This window comes from Bordetella sp. N (assembly GCF_001433395.1).
GTDB lineage: Bacteria > Pseudomonadota > Gammaproteobacteria > Burkholderiales > Burkholderiaceae_B > Bordetella_C.
In genome coordinates, this window is sequence record NZ_CP013111.1 from 62,436 (window position 1) to 81,064 (window position 18,629).

General features: G+C 66.7%; 18 protein-coding genes. 9 read left to right on the forward strand and 9 right to left on the reverse strand.

Going from position 1 to position 18,629, the window contains the following annotated elements; all coding sequences use genetic code 11:
* The first annotated feature begins 14 nt into the window (after positions 1-14).
* The 5 genes from ASB57_RS00265 (at position 15) to ASB57_RS00285 (ending at position 5,484) form a co-directional block, all read left to right on the forward strand.
* Positions 15-779 carry an SDR family NAD(P)-dependent oxidoreductase gene (locus ASB57_RS00265; protein WP_057649538.1) on the forward strand — a complete coding sequence of 255 codons (765 nt, stop codon included), beginning with the start codon at positions 15-17 and terminating at the stop codon, positions 777-779.
* Between the two features lie 137 nt (positions 780-916).
* Positions 917-1,825, forward strand: coding sequence for a LysR family transcriptional regulator (locus ASB57_RS00270; protein ID WP_255362004.1), 909 nt, complete (start codon positions 917-919; stop codon positions 1,823-1,825).
* 98 nt (positions 1,826-1,923) lie between these two features.
* A complete protein-coding gene (locus ASB57_RS00275) occupies positions 1,924-3,267 on the forward strand; it encodes an MFS transporter (protein ID WP_057649540.1) in 1,344 nt (447 codons plus the stop codon).
* Positions 3,251-4,660, forward strand: coding sequence for an amidase (locus ASB57_RS00280; protein WP_057649541.1), 1,410 nt, complete (start codon positions 3,251-3,253; stop codon positions 4,658-4,660). The genes ASB57_RS00275 and ASB57_RS00280 overlap by 17 nt, the downstream gene beginning before the upstream one ends.
* Before the next feature lie 14 nt (positions 4,661-4,674).
* Entirely contained in the window at positions 4,675-5,484 is an 810-nt protein-coding gene (locus tag ASB57_RS00285) for a class II aldolase/adducin family protein (protein ID WP_082621270.1), read from the forward strand.
* Here the strand turns inward: ASB57_RS00285 and gcvA are convergent.
* Positions 5,453-6,358, reverse strand: coding sequence for a transcriptional regulator GcvA (gcvA, locus tag ASB57_RS00290; protein WP_057649546.1), 906 nt, complete (start codon positions 6,356-6,358; stop codon positions 5,453-5,455). The two genes, ASB57_RS00285 and gcvA, sit on opposite strands and share 32 nt — an antisense overlap.
* Before the next feature lie 170 nt (positions 6,359-6,528).
* Here gcvA and ASB57_RS00295 point away from each other — a divergent pair, with 170 nt between their 5' ends.
* The 4 genes from ASB57_RS00295 to ASB57_RS00310 all read left to right on the forward strand — a co-directional run bounded on the left by ASB57_RS00295 (position 6,529) and on the right by ASB57_RS00310 (position 9,978).
* Positions 6,529-7,323, forward strand: coding sequence for a class II aldolase/adducin family protein (locus tag ASB57_RS00295; RefSeq protein WP_057649548.1), 795 nt, complete (start codon positions 6,529-6,531; stop codon positions 7,321-7,323).
* An 11-nt stretch (positions 7,324-7,334) separates the two neighbouring features.
* The gene (locus ASB57_RS00300) at positions 7,335-8,237 is read left to right on the forward strand and encodes an amidohydrolase family protein (protein ID WP_057649550.1); all 903 of its coding nucleotides are present in this window, start codon (positions 7,335-7,337) and stop codon (positions 8,235-8,237) included.
* A gap of 111 nt (positions 8,238-8,348) precedes the next feature.
* Positions 8,349-9,362: a tripartite tricarboxylate transporter substrate binding protein gene (locus ASB57_RS00305; protein WP_057649552.1), complete on the forward strand. Its 1,014-nt coding sequence runs from the start codon at positions 8,349-8,351 to the stop codon at positions 9,360-9,362.
* Positions 9,363-9,402: 40 nt separating this feature from the next.
* The gene (locus ASB57_RS00310; protein WP_057649554.1) at positions 9,403-9,978 is read left to right on the forward strand and encodes a polysaccharide deacetylase family protein; all 576 of its coding nucleotides are present in this window, start codon (positions 9,403-9,405) and stop codon (positions 9,976-9,978) included.
* Here the strand turns inward: ASB57_RS00310 and ASB57_RS00315 are convergent.
* From ASB57_RS00315 to ASB57_RS00350, 8 genes are all read right to left on the reverse strand, one after another.
* Complete coding sequence (locus ASB57_RS00315) at positions 9,975-11,120, reverse strand: phosphotransferase (protein WP_231755306.1); 1,146 nt, start codon at positions 11,118-11,120, stop codon at positions 9,975-9,977. The genes ASB57_RS00310 and ASB57_RS00315 overlap by 4 nt on opposite strands.
* Position 11,121: 1 nt before the next feature.
* On the reverse strand, positions 11,122-12,378 hold the full coding sequence (locus ASB57_RS00320) for a glycosyltransferase (RefSeq protein ID WP_057649556.1): 1,257 nt from the start codon (positions 12,376-12,378) through the stop codon (positions 11,122-11,124).
* Positions 12,375-13,454, reverse strand: coding sequence for an asparagine synthase-related protein (locus tag ASB57_RS00325; protein ID WP_057649558.1), 1,080 nt, complete (start codon positions 13,452-13,454; stop codon positions 12,375-12,377). The genes ASB57_RS00320 and ASB57_RS00325 overlap by 4 nt, the downstream gene beginning before the upstream one ends.
* Positions 13,451-14,365 carry a radical SAM protein gene (locus tag ASB57_RS00330; RefSeq protein WP_231755307.1) on the reverse strand — a complete coding sequence of 305 codons (915 nt, stop codon included), beginning with the start codon at positions 14,363-14,365 and terminating at the stop codon, positions 13,451-13,453. Before ASB57_RS00330 ends, ASB57_RS00325 begins: the two co-directional genes overlap by 4 nt.
* On the reverse strand, positions 14,358-15,413 hold the full coding sequence (locus ASB57_RS00335; protein ID WP_057649560.1) for a phosphotransferase enzyme family protein: 1,056 nt from the start codon (positions 15,411-15,413) through the stop codon (positions 14,358-14,360). Before ASB57_RS00335 ends, ASB57_RS00330 begins: the two co-directional genes overlap by 8 nt.
* A 44-nt stretch (positions 15,414-15,457) precedes the next feature.
* Positions 15,458-15,871 (reverse strand): NUDIX domain-containing protein, encoded by a 414-nt coding sequence (locus ASB57_RS00340; protein WP_057649562.1) that lies wholly within the window; start codon positions 15,869-15,871, stop codon positions 15,458-15,460.
* A gap of 136 nt (positions 15,872-16,007) precedes the next feature.
* Positions 16,008-17,444, reverse strand: a complete 1,437-nt coding sequence (locus tag ASB57_RS00345; protein ID WP_057649564.1) for an NAD(P)-binding domain-containing protein — start codon at positions 17,442-17,444, stop codon at positions 16,008-16,010.
* 31 nt (positions 17,445-17,475) lie between these two features.
* Positions 17,476-18,606 carry an LLM class flavin-dependent oxidoreductase gene (locus tag ASB57_RS00350; protein ID WP_057649567.1) on the reverse strand — a complete coding sequence of 377 codons (1,131 nt, stop codon included), beginning with the start codon at positions 18,604-18,606 and terminating at the stop codon, positions 17,476-17,478.
* Positions 18,607-18,629: the final 23 nt, after the last annotated feature.

Sequence of the window (18,629 nt, forward strand, 5' to 3'; positions counted from 1 at the left end):
CGGGAGCAAGCAGCATGAGCAACAGCAAGGATCTACCCCTGGCCGGCGAAGTGGCCGTCGTCACTGGCGCGGCGCGCAACATCGGCCGCGCCATCGCGGTGGCGCTGGGCCAGCAGGGCGCCAGCGTGGTGGTCAACGTGCACACGTCCGCCGACATGGCGGAAGAGACTGCCGCGCTGGTGCGCGCGGCGGGCGGCCAGGCCATCGTGCATCTGGCCGACGTGTCGCAACCGGAAGGCGCGCGTGGCTTGATCGACGCGGCCGTCGCGAAATATGGTCGCATCGACATCCTGGTGAACAACGCCGCCGTGCGCCGCGAGTCGCGCATCGATGAACTGTCGTGGGAGCAGTGGCGCGAGGTAACGGGCGTGATCCTGGATGGCGCTTTCCTGTGCGCGCAGGCGGCCACCCCCTGGCTGCGCAAGTCGCCCGCTGGCGCCATCGTGAACATCGGCGGCCTGTCGGCGCATGCGGGTTCCTCGGGACGCGCGCATGTGATCGCCGCCAAGATGGGCCTGGTGGGCCTGACCCGCGCGCTGGCCTACGACCTGGCGGATAACGGCGTGACCGCCAATTGCGTGGTGCCGGGCTTGATCGACACCGTGCGTGGCCACTCCGCGACGGGCCAACCTTCGCACCACGGGTCCCACAGCACCCTGCTGGGCCGGCGCGGCACGTCCGAGGAAGTGGCGGATCTGGTCACCTATCTGTGCGGTCCGCAAGCCCGGTATCTGACGGGGCAGACCCTGCATGCGAACGGCGGCGCTTATTTGGGCTAGGTGCGTGGGCTAGCCGAACGGGCCAGACGCCGGGGCCGGCCGCGCCGGCAGGTAGGGGTGGCGGATGGACGACATGGCGGGAGCTTACGCTACCATGTCGACGCCATCCCTCTTCCTTTTCGCCCGACGTCCCACCCGTGATCAATCTCAGGCATATCGAAGTCTTCTACGCGATCATGCACACCGGTTCTATCACCGGTGCGGCGCGGCGGCTGAACGTGACGCAGCCGGCGGTCAGCGCCGTGCTCAAGCACCTGGAGGCCAGGCTGGGCATGCCGCTGTTCCTGCGCTCGCATGGACGTCTGACTCCCACGCCGGAGGCACAGGCTCTTTTGCCGGACGTGGCGGTGATCTTCGAACGCCTGGGCGCGGTTGAAAGGCTAAGCCAGGACCTCGCGGGCGGGCTGAAGGGGACCTTGAGCGTAGCCGCGACATCGCCGATCGCCAATGGCTTCCTTGCGCGCGCGGTCGCCACGTTTTCGCGCGCCCGGCCAGGGGTGCGCATTGCGTTGCAGGCACTGAGCTCACCCCTCGTCGTGGAGCGCGTCATGCAATCCGAGGTCGACCTGGGCATCGTCTACCAACCCGTGGACGATTCGGCGGTCGACGCCACCATCCTGACGTCGGCGAGCATCGCGTGTGTACTGCCGGACTCCCATCCCCTGGCCAAGCAGGCGTCGATCAGCATCGCCGACCTGGCCGGGACCCCGGTCATCACCTATATGCCGCAGGCGCTGCTCAGGCCCTATGTCGACCGGGCCTGTACGCAGGCCGGTTGCCAGCTGGAGATCAGTGTGGAAACCGGCCTGTCGGTCACCGGCATCATGTTGGCCTACCATGGCGCGGGGGTGGCCCTGGTCGAGCCGGACCTGCTGGCGGCCATGCCGCTGCCGGGATTGGTCAGCCGGCCCCTGGCGCCGGCGGTGCAACTGCAAAGCGTGCTTCTGAAGAACAAGCATCGTCCGGCTTCGCGCATCATGGACGAGTTCATGATCCATCTGCGCGCCATGCTGGCGGAAAAAGCGCCGGAACGCGGTGCAACATAATTCTGGCTTATGGCGTGACATGAATTCGTGAATGTCCCGCGCCGGGCGCAACGCGTAGAGTACGCCGCAATATTTGAAAAACATTGCGAGGCGGAAAAATGGCGCAAACCCCATCGGGCAACCTGGCCCGTACCGTGGCCTGGGCGAGTTTCATCGGCACGGCGGTCGAGTGGTACGACTTCTTTCTCTACGGCATTGCATCGGCCGTGGTGTTCAGCAAACTCTTCTTCCCCAACTACGATCCCCTGGTGGGGACGTTGATCTCTTTCTCCACCTTTGCCGTCGGCTATCTGGCGCGGCCCTTTGGTGGGGCGCTGTTCGGGCACATCGGCGACCGGGTCGGCCGCAAGTCGGTACTGGTGACCACGTTGCTGATCATGGGCGTGGCGACTACCTTGGTAGGCTTGCTGCCGACCTACGAGCGGATCGGCATCTGGGCGCCTATCGCCTTGCTCGTGCTGCGGCTGCTGCAAGGCATCGCCGTGGGCGGAGAGTGGGGCGGCGCCGTCCTGATGGCGGTGGAACACGCGCCGGCCAACAAGCGCGCGCTCTACGGCAGCGCCGCGCACATGGGCGCGCCCGCGGGCCTGATTCTTTCCACCGGCACGTTCGCGGCATTTGCGCTGCTGCCCCAGGATGCCTTCCTGGACTGGGGCTGGCGTATCCCCTTCCTGCTGAGCATCGTGCTGTTGTGCGTGGGGCTGTTCATCCGTCTGAAGATCACCGAGTCGCCGGCCTTTGAAAAGCTGAAGGCCGAGGGCGGCCAGTCCCAGCGCCCGGTCAGCGAGGTCTTGCGCAGTCCCGGCAACATCGTCCGTGTGGCCCTGCTGCGCTGTATCGACGGCGTGGGATCCAGCACCTATTCGTTTTTCGCCGCCACCTACGCGGTCGGGCACCTGGGCTTTTCCACCAGTGTCAGCACCATGGGCAACGTCATCGGCGGCGCCGTCGGGCTCATTTCGGTGCCGATCGCCGCGCGGCTCTCGGACCGCTACGGCCGCCGCCGGGTCTACATGGCCTACGTGACCTTCGCCATGCTGATCGTCTTTCCGGTCATGTACCTGATCGACACCGGCGTGCCGGCTTTGTTCTGGCTGGCGATGGCGCTTGGTCTGGGCGTGGCCAACTATGGCCAGTATGGGTCGGTGTCGGCGTACTTCGCGGAGTTGTTCGATACCAAGGTGCGCTATTCGGGCGCCTCGATCGGCTATCAGGTCGGCGGGGCCATCTTCAACGGCACCGCGCCTTTGGTGGCCACGGCGCTGACCGCCTGGTCGGGCTCGATCTGGCCCATCGGCGGCTTCATCGCCCTGTCGGCGGTGGTCAGTCTGATCACGGCGTGGCTGTCGCCCGAGACCGGCCGGCGCGACCTCACGGTGGATGCACCGGCCGCCACGGCCACGGGTGTCAACGTCGGGGCAAGCCATGTCCTTGGTCGCTGATCCCGTCGTCGCCGCCGGCGGCATCGCCGGCTACCAACGTGCGTTGCGTGGGTCGACGCTGAGCGCGGAGGCGACGGTGCAGGCCTACCTGGCCCGTATCGCCGCGGTGGATGACGTCATCGGCGCCTATGAGTACGTCGACGCCGAGGGCGCCTTGCAGGCGGCCCGCGCCGTGGACAAGGCGCTGGCGGCGGGGCGGGACCCCGGACCGCTGGCCGGTCTGCCCGTTGCCATCAAGGACAACTTCGCGGTCGATGGCATGCCCGCGCATGCCGGCACCCGCCTGCCCATCGCTGACCTGATGCCGCGCGAGGAAGGCAGCTTCTTGCGGCGGTTGAGGGAACTGGGCTGCGTGATCCTGGGCAAGACGCGCAGCGTGGAATTCGCCCTGGGCATCACGGGCTTGAGCACGCCGCGCGGTGCGCCGCGTAATCCCTGGGACGCCAGCCAGCCGCGCGTCACGGGCGGTTCCAGCTCCGGCGCGGCCGCGGCAATGGGCGCGGGGCTTTGCGCGCTGGCAGTGGGTACGGACACCGGCGGCAGCGTGCGGGTGCCGGCGGCCCTGTGCGGCCGGGTAGGCCTGAAGACAGGCGCGGGACGCTGGTCCACGGACGGCGTGCTGCCGCTTTCCCATGAGCTGGACACGATAGGCCTGGTGTCGGCCAGCGCCGCGGACGCCGCCCTGGTCTATGCCGCGATAGAGGGTGTGGCGCCGCCGCCGGCCGTGAATCTCGCTGGTCTGGCGCTGGCCTTGCCGCGAGCCTACTTTTATCGTGACCTGGCGCCGGACATCGCCACTGCCACGGCAGCCGCGCTCAATGCCCTGGAGCGCGCCGGCGCAGTACTGCATGACATCGACGTACCCGAGGCGACAGGCCGGGATGCCTATTTTCCGGTTGCCTTGCCTTTCAATCTGATCAAGCTGCTGGGGGCCGAGCGCTTCCGCGCCCAGCGCGCGAACATGGATCCGCTGGTCGCCAGTCGTGGCGACCAGGGCCTGGATGTGACAGCGCAGCAGGTCGCCACGCTGGAAGCCGACCGCGCGCGGCATGCAGCGGCGGCGGCCCAACGTTTCGCGGACTGCGCGGCGTGGATAACGCCGACCACCACGGTGCCCGCGCCGACGATGGCGGAGCTGGAGGACGCACAACGCAATTGGACGCTGGCCATGGGCATGACGCAGTGCTCGCAGCCGGTGAACTACCTGGACCTGTGTGCGGTCAGCGTGCCGCTGCCGCGGCCCGGCGCCATGCCGGCGGGCTTGCAGATCGTCGTCCCGCTGGGCGAGGAAATCCGCGCCCTGGCGTTGGCCCAGGCGATAGAGGGCTGCCTTGGCCGGCAGCCGGGCGCGGACATGGAGACTTTCATGCGGTCCGTTGGACCGCGAGCGTGACAAGGAGAAGCGAATTGAGCAGTAGCGAACCGAAGACCGTTTATCGCCCTCGCCAGGAAGGGCTGCACTTTCCCAAGTACCCGGAGCACGCGTCCGTCGAGGACGAGCGGCGTCACCGCAAGGAACGCCTGGCCGCGGTATGCCGGGTGTTCGCGCGTCATGGTTATGAGTACGGCTTCGCCGGGCACGTGACCGTGCGCGATCCGGAGCATCCGCATCTTTACTGGACCAATCCCTTCGCCATGGATTTCGGGCGTGTGCGGGTGTCGGACCTGTTGTTGGTCGATCACGAAGGCACGGTGTTGGAAGGGACGTGGGCGGTGAATCGCGCCGGCTTCGTGCTGCACGCGGCCATTCATGAAGCCAATCCGCATCTGGTGGCCTCGTGCCACGCGCACACGACGCACGGCATGGCCTGGGCGTCACTGGGCCGCAAGCTGGATCCGATTACGCAGACGGCCGCCTGCTTTTATGAAGACCATGCCTTGATTACCGAAGAAGCCGGCGCCGTGGTCGTCGAACGGGATGCGGGGCAAGCCGTGGCGCAGGCCTTCGGCAACAGCAAGATCGCCATTCACCAGAATCACGGACTGTTCTCGGCCGGCCGGGAAAGCGTGGACGAAGCCGCCTGGTGGTTCATCGCCGCCGAACGCGCTTGCGAAATCCAGCTCAAGGCGGAAGCGACCGGCTCCCCCGTCCATTCGATGAACGCCGCCGCCGCGCGTCATTCATCCAAGCACCTGGGCACGCCTTTCATGGCATGGCTGCATTTCCAGCCCATCTACGACGCCGTCACGCGGACGGACCCGGACCTGTTCGACTGAACGTGGTCAGCCACGCCCGGAAGCAGGCGATCTTCGGCTCGTCGGCACGGGCGCTGGGGCAGACCAGGTGATAGCCGCGGGTGCGCCGCAGCACAAGGGGATGCGGCGCTACCAGGCGGCCCTGCGCCAGGTCTCTTTCGAGGTAACGCAACTGGCCCAGCGCCACGCCCAGGCCTTCGGTGGCGCACTGGTAGATGATGCTGAGGTCTTCGTAGTACACGTCGCCAGGGGCGACGCCGCGCTGCGCGCCTGCCAGCCGGATCCAGTCCGGCCAGTGCTGCGGACGACGGTTGGAATGCAGCAGGGGCAGTTCCAGCAAGGCCTCGGTCGTACACGGCGTGGGCAGGCGTCGCGCCAGCTCGGGCGCCAGCACCGGCGTCAGTTCATCGCTGAACAGCAGATCGCTGCGCAGCCCTTCCCATGGCCCGTCGCCATAGACGATGCCCATGTCCACGTTCTCGCGGGCAAAATCCACGCCTTCCACCGCGCCGCTCAGGCGGATGTTGATGTCCGGATGCGCCGCCTGGAAAGCCGGCAGCAAGGGAATCAGCCAGCGGACGAACAGCGTCGTGTGCCCGCGCACGGTCAGCACCTGCTTGGCGCCCGTCGTGACCAGCTCGCGCGTGGCGCCGGTGATCTGGGCAAAGGCCTGCGTCAGGGCCGCTGCATAGTTCTCACCCCCGCGCGTCAGGCGCAGCCCGCGGCCACCCCGCTCCAGCAACGCAAAACCCAGCCAGGATTCAAGCGCCTTGATCTGATGGCTGACCGCGCCCTGAGTGATGTGCAGTTCCTGCGCGGCCTCCGTGAAGCTCAGATGACGCGCCACGCTCTCGAAGACGCGTAAGGGATTGAGTGGGGGCAGTAAGGGATTCATCTATTAGTTCTTCTCATGAAGCCTTGAAAAATTCTCGATGGTGTCCGGCGCATCGCGTGCCTAAGATCGACACCAGATGCTGCCAGTGCCAACGTGGCGCCAGGCAGCCAGGGGCAGGGCGCTCAGCCCGGTCCATTACTTTTACTACGCCATCAAGGCGGGAGACATAGATGAACACCCCATATGGCACCGACTTTCCCTCGCTGCGAGACGAGGTCTCGTCCGAAGAGTGGCGCGCGCGCTGCGACCTGGCGGCCTGCTACCGGCTGATGGATCGCTACGGCATGACCGACATGATCTACAACCACATCACCGCCCAGATTCCCGGCAAGCCCGGCAGCCTGCTGATCAATCTCTATGGCCTGCTCTACAAGGAGATCACCGCGTCCAATCTGGTGGAGATCGATCTGGACGGCAACGTGCTGCGCAAGCCAGCCACGGACTATGGCATCAACCGGTCCGGTTACGTCATCCATGGCTGCATCCATCGCGCGCGTCCGGATGTGCATTGTGTGATCCACACCCATACGCGCGCCGGCATGGCGGTATCGGCCATGCGCAGCGGCCTGTTGCCCATCACGCAAACCGCGTCGCGCTTCCACGGCCATATGGGCTATCACGGCTTCGAAGGCCCGGCCATCGATCTGGCCGAGCAGCAGCGCCTGGTGCACGATCTGGGCGAGCACAATGCCATGATCCTGAACAACCACGGTTTGCTGACCTGCGGGGCGTCCATCGCGCAGGCCTTCAACCTGATGTACCAGTTGGAGATGTCCTGTCGCGCGCAGGTCGACGCCATGGCGGGCGGCCTGGAAAACGTCGCGGTACCTGGCAACGAGGTGCTGGAACGCGCCGCGCATCTGTATCAGCCCGGCACGCGCCGTCCCTACGGTGAACTTGAGTGGCATGCGATGCTGCGCCTGCTGGACGCCGAGCCCGGCGGCTATCCGTCCTACGCCGCCTGAGAGGAACCGCGATGAATGCAACGATGGCTACGCCGCGCGCGGAAGACTCTGCCACGCCGGCACGTTACGCGGGCGCCTGTGATTGTCACGTGCACGTCTTCGATGACGGCACCCGTTTCCCCTGGAACCCCGTCCGCACCTATACACCCGCGGCGGCGACCCTGGACCAACTGCTGGCGCTGCACGGGCGCATCGGCGTCGACCGCATGGTGATCGTGCAGCCTAGCGCCTACGGCGCGGACAACCGCTGCACCCTGGACGCCCTGGCGCGGCTCGGCAACGCAGGCCGCGCGGTGGCGGTGATCGACGCGTCGACCACCGACGACGAATTACGCCTGATGCATGACGCTGGCGTGCGTGGCGTGCGCGTGAATCTGGAGACCACCGGCCAGCATGATCCGGACTATGCACGCGAGTGCCTGTTCTGGGCCGCGCGTCGCGTTGCCGATCTGGGCTGGCATGTGCAGACCTTCACGAACCTGCCCACCTTGGCGGCGCTGGCCAAGGTGCTGCCGGACTTGCCCGTGACCTTGGTGGTGGACCATTTCGGCAGGGCGCAGGCGGCGCAGGGCATCCATCAAGCGGGGTTTGACATGCTGTGCGACGCGCTGGCCAGCGGGCGGGTCTACGTCAAGCTGTCCGCGCCGTATCGCATTTCTCAACTGCCGGACTACACCGACGCGGCGGCAGTGGCGCGTGCGCTGATCGCCGCCAATCCGGATCGCGTGCTGTGGGGATCGGACTGGCCGCACCCGGGTTCCGCGGCGGGCAAACCCAAGCCCCTGGATCAGATCACACCGTTTCGCGCGGAAGACGATGAACGGGCGCTGGCGCGCTGCCTGGAGTGGACCGCGACGGACGAGCAGGCGCGCAAGCTGCTGGTCGAGAACCCGGCGCGGCTGTACGAGTTTTAAGCGCGGTTCGGGCGGAGGAGGCCCGGGGCGCGTGGTGTAAGGCGATGCCGCCGGCGGCCTGGAAGGCGTGGCTGGCGGCACGACGCAAATAATAAGTATCAGGAGACAATCATGAAGACCTTTGTGCGCGATTTCGCGGCACGTTGCGGCGTGGCCGCCGGCATGCTCGCCGCCACGCTCGTTCTGGGCGCCACCTGTGCGGTGGCGCCGGCCCAGGCGGCCGACGCCTATCCCAGCAAACCCATACGCATCATCGTGCCGGTCGCCGCGGGCGGCACCGTGGACATGGTCGCGCGCCTGGTGGCGAAAGGGCTGTCCGAGGAACTGCACCAATCGGTGATCGTGGAGAACAAGCCCGGCGCCAGCGGTTTGCTGGGCACCCGCGAGGTGGCGCGCGCGCCGGCCGATGGCTACACGCTGCTGGCAGTCGCCAACACGTTCGTCTCGGCGCCGCAATTCGTGCCGGACGCCGGCTACGACCCCATCGCCGATTTCGCGCCGATCACGCAGACCTGCCAGATACCCATGGTGCTGGTGGCGCATCCGTCGGTGCCGCAACAGACGGTCAAGGCCTTGATAGAACGCGCTCGCGCGCATCCCGGCGAAGTGTCCTATGCGTCGTCGGGCGTGGGGTCGACGGGCTATATCGCGGCGGAGCTTTTCAGCAAGCAGGCCGGCGTCAAGATGCTGAGTGTGTCTTACAAGGGCAACTCGCAGGCGCTGACCGACCTGGTGGGCGGGCAGGTGATGATCATGTTCGATCAGGTCAGCACGTCGGGCACCTATGTGAAGGCGGGCAAGCTCAAGGCCCTGGGTGTCACCACCACGACGCGGTCCAAGCTGCTGCCGGATGTGCCCACCATCGCCGAAGCGGGGCTGCCGGGCTTCGAGGACGATACCTTCAACGCCATCCTGGCGCCGGCCGGAACGCCCGCGCCGGTGGTGGCAAAGCTGCACGATGTCATCGCCAAGGTACTGCAGCGTCCCGATACGGCGGACGTGCTGGCCAAGCAGGGCATCGAGGTCAAACCCAGTGCAAGCCCGGAAGCGTTCGGTGCTATCCTCAAGCACGCGGTGGACAAGTACCGCGCGATAGACCACGAGACGGCGCCCGCGAAATCCTGAAGACCCGCGGCCTGCCGGCGCAACATCGAGGCAGACAGGCATGGCCGCGGCGATCACCTTGAGTTTTGACGATGGGCCGGGGCCTTCGACACCGGCGCTGCTGGATGTCTTGCGGGCCGGCTCCTGTACGGCAATGTTCTTCCTGCTGGGCGCGAATCTGCAGCGCGATCCGCAGACCGCGGTCCGGATGGCCAGTGAAGGGCATGTGTTGGGCAATCACACGTTCACGCATGCGCGACCGGGCGCCTTGCCGGAAGCGGCTTTGATCGATGAGATCAAGAGGACCGACGCTTTGATCCGCCATGCTTATCACGAGGCCGGGGTGCAGGCGCCCGCGGTGATTCCGCTGCGTCTGCCTTATGGGTTGGTGGCTGATGATCCCCGCGTCCATGTGCTCGAACGCATGGGGCGCCTGCATACGGGATGGACCTTGATACTGGATGATTGGCAACGGCCGGCGCCTGCCGCCACGGTCTTGCTGGAAGCGCTGCGGGAGCATGTCGCCGAGCAGCAATCGCGCGGCGAGCGGGCCTTGATATGCCTGCATGACAGCTCCCGCCATGGCGAGGCGCGGCCGGATACGGTCGAGGCGGTGCGGCTGTGGCTGGACGGCTAAGGGTGGGCGGCGAGTGCCTGTTGTTGGTAGTGCGCGTCGCTCACGATCTGATTCCAGCATCCCAGGAAACCGATGCCCGGGCCCAGTTGCCATAGGTGGCGCTGGGCGGCCTCCAGGTGGATCAGCGTCTGATCCACGCAGAAGAGGGTCATGAGTGCCGCGCGGTTGTTGCGCAGATAGTGCTTCATCGTTGCGGCGTTGGTAGCCGTCAGGTGCTCGGCATACGCATTCAGGCCCAGGTCCCAGGTGTGTGCATCGTGGACGAAGGCGTGGTCTATCGTCGCATCGCGGGCCAGCGCAAAAAGGGCGAAGGCCGCTTCCAGCCATTGGGAGCCGATGCCGACGTCGTCGAAATCCAGGATGCCGGTCAGCGTTGCTTCTCTGGCGCCGCCATCGAGGAATAGAAGATTGCCTGCATGGAAGTCGCCATGCAGCCAGCCGATGGGACCGGCCGTGTCGTGCGCCGCCGCGGCCAGGGCGTCGTGGGCGTGCGCCAGCACTGTTCCGTAGTCCTGCTCCAGGCCGGCCGGCAGCGTCGGCATGGGGCGCGCGCTAATGCGTGCGTGGCGTTGTGTGAGCCAGGAGGCTGGGCCGTGGGCGGCCGGAGCCCCGATCCGTAGCGGGATCGCTGCCATGGCGGCATGCAGATGGGCCAGGGTGTGCATGGATTGGATCATGATCCTGGCGGTCAGCGCGTCTTGACTGGCATGACCATGCTGCGGAAAGCCGCTGTGCCCGGGGATCTGATCGAACAGATGAAGCCAGCAGCCATCTTGGTGAACGTAGCTGCGTCCATCCAGCGTCATTCGCATGAGGGGAAGCGCGGGCAGACCGGCGGCTGGCGCCTGGGCGGCCAGTGCAGACAGTACAGCCGCTTCCCGTTCTACTTGATCCAAGGATTTCCCGGTCCAGGATACTCGCAGGATCAGGCCGTCGGGAACGCCGCTGTCCGCAACTGGGCCAACGCCACGGCCGTCGACCTGGACCAGAAAACTCCTGTTCGTATGGCCGGACGCCAGCGGCTGCATGCAAGCAGGCGTGATGCCCCAGTTGGCCCGCAAGAGCGCCTCAAGCGCCTGCACGTCCGCTGCGCCAGGCACTTCCGCGGGAACTGGCGTGTCTACCGGGACCGGCGTTTCCACGCTAAGCATTGCCTGCTTCACGCCGTTCCGCCGATGCCACCTCGGCGATCAAGCGCGCTGCCTCCGCCGATCCATCCCGCTGCTGGTAGCTGGCCGCGACGCGCGTGGCGCCGGTGCGTAACGGTCCAGGCGCCAGCAAGGTGACCAGGGCATCGGCGATCTGTCTGACTGTGGCGGTCTGCAGGTCCAGCTGTATGCCGGCTTCCGCGCGCTCGACGAACCAGGCCGAATGGAACTGGTCATTGCAGAAGGGCGACAGCAGCATGGGCACACCGCAGGCCAGGGCCTCCATCACCGAGTTCGCGCCGCCATGATTGATGAACACCGCGGTCCGGCGCAGCAGCGCCAACTGTGGCGTGTAGCGCACGGCGATGACCTGCCCGGCGGGGTCGGCCGCAACGACGCCGGGCGCAACCGCCGCCCCCGCCAGCAGGCCGGGCAGCAAATCGCTGTCCATCAACTCGCCAACCGACAACACCAATTGCACAGGCAGGCCGCGCACGGCTTCAACGACCTTGGCGAACACCGCGGGTTGGTAGTAAAGCTGGCTGCCCAGCGACATGTAGACCAGGGGCAGCCCGGCATCCAGCCGGTCCCAGGGAAAAGGCTGCTCGTCGCCCCGCATCCCGTCCGGCAAGGCCGGGCCGACCAACTGGACGCCGGCGGGCGGTGCGCCCACCAGGGCTTCCGTCGTCAGCGCCAGCGTGAGCGTCGGCGAGAGCACGTCGCAGCCATTGAAGCGCGCCTTCAGGCCATAACGGGCAAACAGCTGTTCCCGGTCGCGCGCCAGCCAGCGCACGGTGCTCAGGAGTTCGGAATCCAGTTCATCCGGCAACACCGGGTTGAGCGAGTTGGACAGCGCGACCCAGGGCAAGCCCTCCAACTCGGCGGCGATGGCGGCGGCATAGAGCAGTGGATCGATGACCACCACGTCCGGCTGCCACTGTTCCAGCTCCGCGCGGATGCCGTCCACCAGCACCGCGGCCTGTTCAACCAGCAGGACCCGGATCCAGTTCCGCAACCAGTCGCGATCCTGGATGTTGGCGGCAAAGCTGGCGCCGCGCGAAATATCGTGGCGCTCCTGCCTTTCCCGCGGTCCCAGCAATTCAAAACCCCCGGCAGCGTCGAGTTGCTCGCTGATGTCGGCGGGTGCGTAGAAGGCGACTTCATGTCCCGCGGCACGCAGATGCTGCGCGGGGCCGATGCAGGGATTGAGATGACCCTTTTCGGGAACGACGCAAAACAGAACGCGCTTCATGGCAGGGTCGGACGTGATGAAGAAGAAGGGGAGGACATTTCGGCCCGCAGGTCGTCCAGCAGTAAGGCCAGGGTTGTCCACAGCACACGTTCCGAATCGGTACGCAAGCCTGGACTGGAAATGCCCAACGCTGTTGACAAGTCACGCAGGCGGTCGTCGGAAACCAGGCTGCTCAGGTCCATGGCGGGCGCCAGGCGGCCCCGCTTGGGACCGCGTACCAGGCGGTCGGGCAGATTCAGCTGTTCACCAAGGTCCCGCAGGCATTGCTTGTCCGGATCGGGCGGCAGGCTGGTCAGGTGCCGGACCACGGCCGCATCCAGAAACGGCGCATGCAGCGTGACGGACGCCGCGGCAAACAAGGCCTTGCACAAGGGCAGGTAGTTGGCCGAATAGTCGCGGCGCATGACCTGGTCCGCGCCGTCCCCCGTGATGGCGACGGCGATGCCGTCGGCGGCCATCCCCCGTGCCAGCAACAGCTTGGCGACCGGGTGCAGATTGAACATGGGCTCTTCGACGCTGCGCGTGGCATCGGGCAGGGCGGCGACGAAATCGGCTCCGCTGGCCCGTACCAGCTTGACGCGGGCATCGAGCCGGTCGGCGATGTCGAGCGCAGTGTCCCGTTCGCAGTAGTCGGGCAGGTCGGTGACCAGGATATAGGACGGGATGCTGCGCTGGAGTCCCATTTCCTTCAGCAGGGCAAGCAGCAGCGCGGAGTCCAGGCCGCCGCTCAGCGCCAAGGCGACGCGCTTACCGCTGTCCAGCGCGCTCTGCAGGGACGCCCGCAGGGCTTCCTTGAGATTGCCACGCTCGGCTGCACCGGTCGCGGGCCGCAGGGACCAGCCTTGCGGGGAGCGGATCAGGGAATGACCGAGCGGAACCGCGCGGACATCGCGTAGCACCGTGTGCTCGGGCAATCTTGCGCCGGTCAGATAGCCCTGGATCGCCGCGACGTCCGGTACGCCGGCGGCGGCCTGCGACGCTTGCAGCAAGCCCTTGATGCTGTCCGACGTGACTTCTTCCTGTTCGGCGTACACGATGCGCCGAAAACCGAATTCATCTCGCGTGGCGACGATCATGCGCTGCTCACCTCGGTTTCCAATATCCGCTCGGGCGCGGCCTGTTCCTCGTAATGCCTTTGCAAGGCCACGACTTCCACGCGCTTCATGATGCGATGCGGCGCCTGGGGCGCGCTGCCGCCGTGACACTCCAGGCAGGCCTTCAGCGGCGCTTCGCGATTGAGGTAGGCCAGCATATCGTCCAGCATGGCGGGGTCGTCGCGCAGGCGCAGACCGTCAGACTGGAAGTCCTGCCTGCCTTGATAAAGGGTATGGAAGTGCGCCGGACGTGTACAGGTGTAGAACATCCCGTCGCGGATCAGATGGCAGCGTTCGCGTATCCAGCAGTCGCGGTAGATGCGTTGGGTCTCGGCCATGTCGGTGGAGGGGGCCGTGCGCGTCATCGTGCTGAATTCGTTCTGCGCTTTCCAGTTCAGGCGCACCGCATGGCGAGCTGCCTGCGCTTCGATATGGGCGATCAGGTCCGGCGCCAGGCGCGGGCGCGGGTAGCGCGAGATGGTCAGGGCGTCGATCGCCTGCCAAAAGGCATCGGCCATGTCACCGAGCTTCAGGCCATTGGTGGTCAGGGAGATGACTGGCGCGATGCCGCTGTCGCGCACGGCATGGATGACGTCGACCAGTTGCGGGTGCAGCAGAGGCTCGCCGCCGACCAGTTTGAAAACGCGCGGTTGCAGCACCTTGACCGCCATGCGCAGATCGGCGGCAATGGCCTCCGGACTGGCGCTCCAGGCCGGCAACAGCGGCGACAGCGAGCAGCATTCAGCACAGGTCAGGTTGCAGTGGTCGACGATATGCGCTTCCAGCGAGCGGGTGCGTATCCGTCCGCCTTCGACGGGATAGTGGCGGTCCATCGGTGGCGGGAAGACATGCTGCCGGCCGGCGGCCGGCGTTGCGTTGACGGGGCTATTCACGCGGGCTTCCTTTCTCAATGCAGCCGGAAAAGAAATCGATCAGTCTGCTGCGAGCGCCGGTCAGGGTGGCGGCCATGTGCAGCGAGCCTTGCAGGTGGGCCTCGAAGCGGGCCGGTTCTTTCTGCCAACCCTGCACGATCCAGCTTTTAAGGCCATGCTGCAGGATGGCGGTGTCCACCGCCCACGCCATCCGTTCGATCCGCAGCGGCCTGACGTCCACATAGGCGCGCACGAAATGCGCGGCCAGGGCCGGGGCTTCCAAGGGCAGATGATTCAGGCAGCGTACCACTTCGTACTCACGCGGCGCGCCGATGGCGGCTTCCCAATCCAGTATCAATGGAGGCAGCACGGCGCCGAACAGATAGTTGAACTGATTGTAGTCATTGTGGATGGGGCACTGCGGATCGTCCTTGGGGAAGCCGGCCAGGCTGCCCGGGTAGTGCTGGTCGATCAGGCGCAGGCAGGCGTCCGCATAGGCGCGCAGGCTGGCGCCGTCAGCACGGGCTTGCGCCATCCCCGCGGCCGTGGCGAGTTCGCCCCGGATCTCGTCAATGTCGAGTGCGTCCAGACGCGCGTGCAAGCTGTCTGGCAGGGGGCGGGGATATTGCTCCAGGCTCAGGTGCAAGGCTGCCAGGCTGCTGCCTAGCGCGGCCCATTCCTGCGGGGTGTAAGTGTCGTAGGTGCGCGATGCGCCCGGCGCCCAGTCGGTGACCATCGCGCAGGCATGCGGGCCGACCCAGCGTTCGGCGCCGGCGCGTGTGCGTCTCAAAGCCTGGACTTGGAAGCGGGGGCTGGGGTGCTTGTTCAGGTGCGCGACAAGCGCGGCTTCTTTTTCCGCCCTGGCGGATTGGTCCAGGGTATAGCGCTTGACGGCGACGTTACCGGTCGTGGTTTGGACGCGCCAGACTCGTTCGGTCACACGGGTTGCAACGCTATGCGCGGCCGCGGTGGGGGCCACGTCGGCGGCCCGGGTAGAAGCCGCGTCGGCGTGCGCGCGCAGTCCGTAGGCCGCGAGTATCTCTGCCAGTTCCGGCAAGTCGGTATCCATGTCCTGTGCGGACACGCCGGGGGCCGGGGCGGACGGGCGCAAGGTCAGCGGCCCGCTGTCGGCTGCAAGACCTCGGGACGGTTCGCCAGGTACCAGGCCAGCGAGCGGGTGACGGGCAGTCGCTCGATTTCCTTCAACAGGAAAAAGCCGGCTCCCGCGCCTTCCAGGACACGGAAGTCGCCCCACTCGACGGTACGGGGCAGCAGCATCAGGGCGGCCTCGTTGCCCTTGCTGTCAATGCGGCGGGCGAGTTCGATGAAATCGGCCGGGCTGGCGACGATGCCCAGTTCCTCTTCCAGCTCCCGCGCGGCGGTGTGGGTATGGTCGGTGTCCTCGGGTTCGACAGCGCCGCCCCAGAAGCTCCAGCACAGCGGCCCCAAGGTGGCCCGGCTGTCGCGCATTTGCAGAAGAGGGCGACCCAGACGGTCGCGGACGAGAATGCTGATGCTGGTAATCAAGGCGCGGAATCCTGAAAACAAAAGACGGCGGCGCCGTCTTGTTTTGTGGAACAAAGGGCGGCAAGGCCGCCCTAGTGTCGCCGGAATCCCGCGCGCATTCAAACGCCCCCTGCAGGGCCTGGGTCAAGCCCCTCGCTCAAGCCGCCTGGGCCCGCTGGCCCGCCGTCGTGTACAGGTCCAGGGGGAAATCTTCCGGCGGCAATTGCGTCGCCGCATGAAGATGGGCGGCAAGGTCCGCAAAATACAGATCCCGCACCACGGCGCGGGCCAGTTGCGGCACATGCAGCCCCATGCAGGGAACGTCGCCGATGGGGCGGCCGAAGCTGGCGGTGGCGGCCGCGCTGTAGACGTGGATACGCTTCACGTGCGGCGCCTGGCCGGGCTGTTTTTCCGTCAGCTCGAAGTCAGGGCCCAGATAAGGCGACAGCGATAGCGTAGGGTCGGCCAGATCCGCCGGCGCCACGTAGCGGTCGGCCCAGGTGGCGATGTCCCGTTCCAGCGGAGCCAGAATGGGTGTCTTGGCGACATCAGCGTGGTAGCCGGTCCCCAGGATAAGGAAATCCGCCTGATGGGTCTGGCCGCCGCTATCGAAGCGGATGCGCTCGCCATCGGCGCGCACGTTCTGCCAGTCGGCCCCGGCATGAATGAAGAAGTTCTCATGCTCGGCGATGCGGCGCAGGGCTTCCCGGGGCGGCGTGGCGCCGTGCTGGCGCGCTGTCACGTTCAACAGCCAGCGCGTTTCGTCCGGCAACAGATGGAAGTGCGGCGCCGCGCCGGCATGCCCCCGCAGGCGTAGCGGCGCCCGATTGGTCAGGCGCTGCCGGCGCGCGTACAGATGGACCGAGCGGGCGCCCTGTTCCAGCGCCGTGGCGGCGGCATCGAACGCTGATGCTGCCGCGCCCAGTACGGCCACGTCGCGGCCCTGCAGGGCGCTGAAGTCGATGCGATCCGCCGTGTGGGCGTAGCTGCCCGCCGGCAAATTGGTGGTGAACGCCGGCAGCGACGGGCCGCCGAAGCCCGCCACGCCGCTGGTCAGCACCACTTTGCGGGCGGTCTCGCGCAGCGTCTTGCCACCGTGGCTGAGTTGCAGCTCGACGCCGTCTGGATGCGGGGTCAATGCTTGCAGCGTGGTGTCATGCCGCACGGGCGTCTTGGTGATGGCGCGGAACCAGTCCAGATAGTCGGCCCAGTCCAGGCGCTTGATGAACTGGATCTCGTCATAGGCCGCGACGCCGTGGCGGGCTTCGAACCAATGCCGGAAGCTGAGTTCGGCCAGGTCCAGTTCCGGGCCGTTCAGATGCTTGGGCGTGCGCAGGACGTTCATGCGGGCGGGTTCGCGCCAGATGCCGGGCGCGCCGGCCGGCGCCGCATCGATGACGGTGACGCGCGCCACGCCCAGGCGGCGCAGGGCGAAGGCCAGGGCCACGCCGTTCTGGCCGCCGCCGATGATGGCCACGTCGTGCGTGATGCCATCGCGGGCCGGCACCCATTCCGGCGCGGGTGGCAGCAGGGCCAGCACGCGCAGGGCTTCGGCGTCACGTTGTGGATCAACTTGGTTGTCGCGGTTATGCATGGATGGGGCGAATACGGTGACGAGGCGTGCGTTACGCAGCCTTCAATGAGGGGCCCGCCGCGCGTGCGGGATGGCTGCGGTCGATCTCCTGTGCGCCGGCCCGCAACAGTGGAATCAGCTCGCGGCCGAACTCTTGCGCATCGACACGCGGATCGAAGCCACGGAACAGATAGCCGGTCACGCCCAGGCGGTAGTAGTCCAGCAGCGCATCGGCGACTTGTTCAGCGGTGCCGACGATGGCCGTGGTATTGCCGGGTGCATTGGTGGCGCGCGCCACGCCCATGAACAGGCGTTTGTCCAGCACATCGCCCTCGGCGGCCTGGCGCAGCAAGCGCCGTGAACCTTCGTTTTCTGCATTGGCGGCGGGCCGGTGGCCACCGAAGGTCTTGGACGCGGGGCTCCACAGGCCTACCTGGGCAGTCTTGGCCTCGATGTCGCGGGCGCGTTGCCAGGCTTCGTCTTCGGTCTTGCCCAGGATCACGCGGATGGAAATGCTGAACGAGGGGTCGCGTCCGTGGCTGGCTGCCGCGGCGCGCACGCGGCTGGTCAGTTCTTCGGTGCCGGCCAGGTTTTCACCCCATAGCGCATAGATGTCGGCGTGGCGGGCGGCCACGGCGATGGCGGCATCGGATGCGCCGCCGAAGGAGATGGGGATGTAGCCCCGCAACGGCTTGAGTTCCGAGTACGCCTGCTCGTGATGGTAGAAGACGCCGTCGTGGTCGACCGGTGTGCCGCTGGTCCAGATGCTGCGCAAGACATCCAGGTATTCATTCGTGCGCGTGTAGCGCTCGTCGTGCTCCACGTAGTCGCCGTCGCGCCTTTGTTCGGCATTGCGGCCGCCGCTGATGATGTGGACCTGCAGACGGCCATTGGTGTAGTGGTCCAAGGTGGCCAGTTTGCGGGCGGCCAGTGTCGGCGCGACGAAGCCGGGGCGGTGCGCCAGCAGGAAGTTCAGGTTTTCGGTGACACCCGCCGCGCGCGCGGCGGTCAGGAAGTTGTCCGCCCAACCGGCGTTGTGCGGCAGCAGCACGCCGTCGAAGCCGGCGGCTTCATGGTCGCGCGCGCGTCCTTCGATGTGCTTGATGTCGAAGACGGGGCCGGTTTCCGGCACGATTTCGGAGAAAAGGCGGGGATACAGCGTTCCGTACAGGCTGATGGGCATGATGCAGTCTCCTTGGTGGCCGC

What these genes read in the sequence shown, in the direction of transcription:
- ASB57_RS00305 (WP_057649552.1), top strand. Translation starts at nt 8,349, where the DNA reads ATGAAGACCTTTGTGCGCGATTTCGCGGCACGTTGCGGCGTGGCCGCC.
- ASB57_RS00295 (WP_057649548.1), top strand. Translation starts at nt 6,529, where the DNA reads ATGAACACCCCATATGGCACCGACTTTCCCTCGCTGCGAGACGAGGTC.
- ASB57_RS00275 (WP_057649540.1), top strand. Translation starts at nt 1,924, where the DNA reads ATGGCGCAAACCCCATCGGGCAACCTGGCCCGTACCGTGGCCTGGGCG.
- ASB57_RS00280 (WP_057649541.1), top strand. Translation starts at nt 3,251, where the DNA reads ATGTCCTTGGTCGCTGATCCCGTCGTCGCCGCCGGCGGCATCGCCGGC.
- ASB57_RS00265 (WP_057649538.1), top strand. Translation starts at nt 15, where the DNA reads ATGAGCAACAGCAAGGATCTACCCCTGGCCGGCGAAGTGGCCGTCGTC.
- gcvA (WP_057649546.1), bottom strand. Translation starts at nt 6,358, where the DNA reads ATGAATCCCTTACTGCCCCCACTCAATCCCTTACGCGTCTTCGAGAGC.
- ASB57_RS00320 (WP_057649556.1), bottom strand. Translation starts at nt 12,378, where the DNA reads ATGAAGCGCGTTCTGTTTTGCGTCGTTCCCGAAAAGGGTCATCTCAAT.
- ASB57_RS00335 (WP_057649560.1), bottom strand. Translation starts at nt 15,413, where the DNA reads ATGGATACCGACTTGCCGGAACTGGCAGAGATACTCGCGGCCTACGGA.
- ASB57_RS00310 (WP_057649554.1), top strand. Translation starts at nt 9,403, where the DNA reads ATGGCCGCGGCGATCACCTTGAGTTTTGACGATGGGCCGGGGCCTTCG.
- ASB57_RS00325 (WP_057649558.1), bottom strand. Translation starts at nt 13,454, where the DNA reads ATGATCGTCGCCACGCGAGATGAATTCGGTTTTCGGCGCATCGTGTAC.
- ASB57_RS00300 (WP_057649550.1), top strand. Translation starts at nt 7,335, where the DNA reads ATGAATGCAACGATGGCTACGCCGCGCGCGGAAGACTCTGCCACGCCG.
- ASB57_RS00350 (WP_057649567.1), bottom strand. Translation starts at nt 18,606, where the DNA reads ATGCCCATCAGCCTGTACGGAACGCTGTATCCCCGCCTTTTCTCCGAA.
- ASB57_RS00345 (WP_057649564.1), bottom strand. Translation starts at nt 17,444, where the DNA reads ATGCATAACCGCGACAACCAAGTTGATCCACAACGTGACGCCGAAGCC.